Origin of the sequence: Acidovorax sp. K2F (assembly GCF_025246485.1) — a bacterium.
Classification (GTDB): domain Bacteria; phylum Pseudomonadota; class Gammaproteobacteria; order Burkholderiales; family Burkholderiaceae_C; genus Acidovorax; species Acidovorax delafieldii.
This window is the reverse complement of sequence record NZ_JAOBSQ010000078.1, coordinates 1-3,847: the sequence shown is the minus strand read 5'-3', so window position 1 is coordinate 3,847 and position 3,847 is coordinate 1. Positions and strand designations below refer to the sequence as shown.

Annotated in this window: 4 protein-coding genes; 2 read left to right on the top strand and 2 right to left on the bottom strand. The window is 56.5% G+C overall.

The window, feature by feature from the left end; all coding sequences use genetic code 11:
• Both N4G42_RS25215 and N4G42_RS25210 read right to left on the bottom strand, forming a co-directional pair.
• On the bottom strand, positions 1 to 334 hold a 334-nt coding region (locus tag N4G42_RS25215), incomplete at its 3' end, for a transposase (protein WP_260669144.1).
• A gap of 297 nt (positions 335 to 631) precedes the next feature.
• Positions 632 to 1,639, bottom strand: coding sequence for an integron integrase (locus N4G42_RS25210; RefSeq protein WP_260669143.1), 1,008 nt, complete (start codon positions 1,637 to 1,639; stop codon positions 632 to 634).
• Between the two features lie 188 nt (positions 1,640 to 1,827).
• Here N4G42_RS25210 and N4G42_RS25205 point away from each other — a divergent pair, with 188 nt between their 5' ends.
• Both N4G42_RS25205 and N4G42_RS25200 read left to right on the top strand, forming a co-directional pair.
• Complete coding sequence (locus N4G42_RS25205) at positions 1,828 to 2,724, top strand: hypothetical protein (protein WP_260669142.1); 897 nt, start codon at positions 1,828 to 1,830, stop codon at positions 2,722 to 2,724.
• A 109-nt stretch (positions 2,725 to 2,833) separates the two neighbouring features.
• Entirely contained in the window at positions 2,834 to 3,820 is a 987-nt protein-coding gene (locus tag N4G42_RS25200) for a hypothetical protein (protein WP_260669141.1), read from the top strand.
• The last annotated feature ends 27 nt before the right edge of the window (positions 3,821 to 3,847 follow it).

Genomic DNA, 3,847 nt, shown 5'->3' with positions numbered 1-3,847 from the left:
GCTCCAGCAGATGCCTAAAGCGCAGGATGCTCGATTCGCTGGGGATGTGTTCGTCCCAGCGGGACAGGCCTGCGAAGTCGCGAAAGGCCGGCACGTCGTGCAATGCTTCTTCCATCGCCGGGTCGCTGAGCTTGAACCATTGCTGCATAAAGTGGATGCGCAGCAGGGTCTGCACTGCAAAGGGCTGCTGACCCCGGCGGCCGGCTTCGGGCGCGTACGGCTCTATGAGCGAGACCAGTTCAGTCCAGGGCACCACCAGTTCCATGGCGTCCAGGAACTCGCGCTTGCGGGTGCGCTTGACTGTGTTGCTCAGGACCAGGCTGCTTTGCTTCATGCGACTATTGTCTGGGCTTCAGCCCTCCGCGCAATCACATCGTAGCGGCATTCGTGCAGAGAATCCCTAGAGGCCGTTTGCAGCATTGCTTTGCAAGCTATGAGCTGTTCAACCGTCCAGGTATAAAAATTCCTTGAAATCCCGCACGCGTTAAGTCAGCAAACTATAGCCTGCCGTAGGCTGACACCGGGATTTCCAGCAGCCGCGCAGCAAGTCAATGGCAGCTTCCGGCCAGCACTCTGAACGGCGGCTCAGGGCCCTGAGCCGCCAACCAGTTAGAAGCTCCTAAGCCGTCATTCAGGCAGGCCGTAAGTGCAAGGCCAAGGAGTCCAACGGGCTGGCGGTTCCTGCGGCAGCGACTTTCAGGACATGGGTATAGATCATCGTCGTACTCACGTCCGAGTGCCCCAGCAACTCCTGCACCGTTCGAATGTCGGTGCCCAACTGCAACAAGTGCGTGGCGAAGCTGTGGCGTAAGGTGTGCACAGAAACGGGTTTGCAAATGCCCGCCTGTGCCACAGCCTTCTTCAGTGCGCGCTGCAATCGCTCCTCATAGACGTGATGCCGCCGCCAAACACCCGTGCGAGGGTCCACCGACAGGGATGAAGCGGGGAGCACCCAGAACCATCCCCAGCGCTGCCCCACGCCGGGGTATTTGGTCTCCAATGCATGCGGAACGTCCACGCCACCGCACTGCGCTTGCCGGTCTTGCTCCCACAGCGCGCGTGCAGCCAGCACCTGTTGGCGCAATTCGGCTGCCAGGCTGCGCGGCAGCATCACAACCCGATCCTTGTCGCCCTTGGCCTGGCGTACCACGACCACCCCACGGTCAAAATCTACGTCCTTGACCCGCAAGCGCAGGCCTTCCATCAGCCGCATGCCCGTGCCGTACAGCATGCGGCCCAGCAAGGCCATATCGGCCGGCAACGCCGATAGCAGAGCAGCCACCTCGGCTACCGTCAAAACCGAGGGGATGCGCTTGGGCGTGCGCGGGCGCTGCACGCCATCGAGCCATGGCAAGTCCATGCCCAACACCTCGCGGTAGAGGAATAGCAGTGCACTCAACGCTTGGTTGTGTGTGGCAGCCGCCACCCGCCGCTCGTTAGCCAACATGGCTAGAAAACCTTCGATTTCCAGCTGCCCCATGTCTCGTGGATGCCGCAAGCCGTGCCATTTCACGAACATGCGCACCCATTGCACGTAGGCTTGCTCGGTGCGCAGGCTATAGTGTTTGTAACGAATTCGCTCACGGACCTGGTCCAGCAACCGTGTGGCGCGCAACACTGGAGGGGAGGCGGGTTTCATGGCTGAATTTGGTACTGTATTTTCATACAGCATATACGCCGTCAAGCTAGGCTACAAGCCCATTTCCGCGTTTTTTTCGCGCCAATTTAGACCGCAAGCGCCAGATATGGCCTGCGGCTTGGTGCGGTCTACATTACGTTAGATTTCATCAGTACCATCCGCGACATCCTCATTCAGGGAGACCATCTGTGGCGTTCTTAGCGAAAGTCGGCGTCTGGGTTGCGACCAACCTACCCACCTTCTTAAAAATGACAAAGGGAGTGGCCAAGTTCATTCACTCTGCCGCAGAGGCAGGCGAAGCACTTCTCGAAGGACGAGAGATCGTCGGCACTGATGCGCCCATTTCGAAGAAGCAAGCAAAGCCAGACACCACGGGCGATCGCCCGGATTTCCTCTCGGCCAAGAAGTCGCAATCTGATCCGGTGGCTGACCTCGTGGCAAGGGTGGACGAGAGCAAAAAGCAGCTTGCCGTCATCGAACACGACAACGAGATTGACCACAAGCGCATCTCCCTGCAGATTGATGTGATGGAGCTGATGATCTCTGCTCAAACGTTTGAGCGCTTCACCAACAATATCAACCTTCACGCTGCCAACCTTCAGACCCACCTTTACACGATCAAGAACACTGCAGGCCTTCTCGACGACGTCAACCGTCAACGCGTCGCGATCAAGGCTCTTATGCAGACCGTCAATCACATGATTAACGTTCTAAACATCGAGGACGACGTTCAAAAGATCAGCGGGATTGATATCAACATCCGTCAAGGTGCCATATCCATTGCAGATTCGTACCGTGCGTTCGAGGCAACGAAAGAACTCTTGGCCGCAGAGATTGAGTCCTATACAAAATCGATTGATGAGCAACTGGCTCGCGCTGATCGCGTTCGTCAATCTGCACGTCTCGTTCCGAGCATGAGCGGAAATGTCAGCAAGTGGCTCGAGAATTCCGTAGAGCCTAAGTTGCTCGCTGCGAAAGAGGCCGCCGATGAACTCCGAGGCGACGTGACGATGATTCCCCGGATTGAATCAACTCTTCGACGCGAGCTGCTCAAGTCAGACTTCCTGCCACCAGAGGAAATCTAACCCCTCGGTCGAGCCGACAAAGTGCAGCAAGCTGCACTTTGCGGTTCACCTTGAACGTTGGGCGTCATTGGGAACATCGAGAGTAGCCCAGCCACCGTTAAGCATCACCATGAATACATTCATCGCGAACTTTGGCCGAGCCAACTACCTTTGGCCAAGATGCAAGGAACGGGCAACTGTCGCGACTCTTGAAGACGAAGATCTACGCCCCTTTTGGGAGAGCGGAGACCGCAACGGGTACATCGCATACGCCATCGCGCACAAGAAGTCCGCCGCTGGGATCACCCCTACCAAGCCGGTAGCCTCACGCTGGTTCAACCTAGCGACGACGATCTCCGAGACAAGCAATGATCTCTGGATACATCGCGAGAAGGACGAGCTGTGGTGGACAGTGACTAAGCCTGATGCAATTCAAACCACGATTGAACCTACAAGCGAACCAGGTCGCACAAGTTCTCGGGTTTACATCATTCAGAAGCCCGCGCATCCATGGTCGAACAAAGACAAGAAGGGTCGTCGCCTAGTCTGGCCAGCGCTGCATCCGCGGGCGCGTGAATTCCTGTTCACAGAGGGTACGCTGCAGCAGCTATCTGAGGACAACTCAGCGTATGCAAACGCTCTAGTCAATGGAGATGATCTGTCTACTTGGCACGGCCAACCACTGTGGACTGTCAAAGAAGAGAAATCGGGGAAAGCACCCGTGACGGTCTACAGCGCAGCCAAGAGGGCTGCCTTTCGCATGGCCAGCACAGCAATGGCCACCTCCCTAAATGCGAACGGGCAGGAGGTTGTGCGTGTCGTCAAAAACAAGGAGTTCCGCTTCGACAGTGAGAATGCCCTTCAATCGTATCTAGAGGCGCTTCTTACAGCGCAAGACAATACCTGCGCCATTACTTCGCTTCCGCTTCAATTCGATGGCGAGCACACGGATGTGGAAATGCTGTGTTCCCTTGATCGAATTGACAGCAATGGCCACTACGAAGCCGGCAACCTGCAGATCATTTGCCGTTTCGTCAATAGATGGAAAAGTGATTCAGAAGACAGTGACTTCCGCCGGCTGATTCGAGTAGTCCAGAGTTCTGCAATGCTCGCCTGAATCTGTACCTCTCACGATGACGCCTAA

Excerpts from the sequence above, each read along its gene's own strand:
- N4G42_RS25210 (WP_260669143.1), bottom strand. The coding sequence starts at position 1,639 with ATGAAACCCGCCTCCCCTCCAGTGTTGCGCGCCACACGGTTGCTGGAC.
- N4G42_RS25200 (WP_260669141.1), top strand. The coding sequence starts at position 2,834 with ATGAATACATTCATCGCGAACTTTGGCCGAGCCAACTACCTTTGGCCA.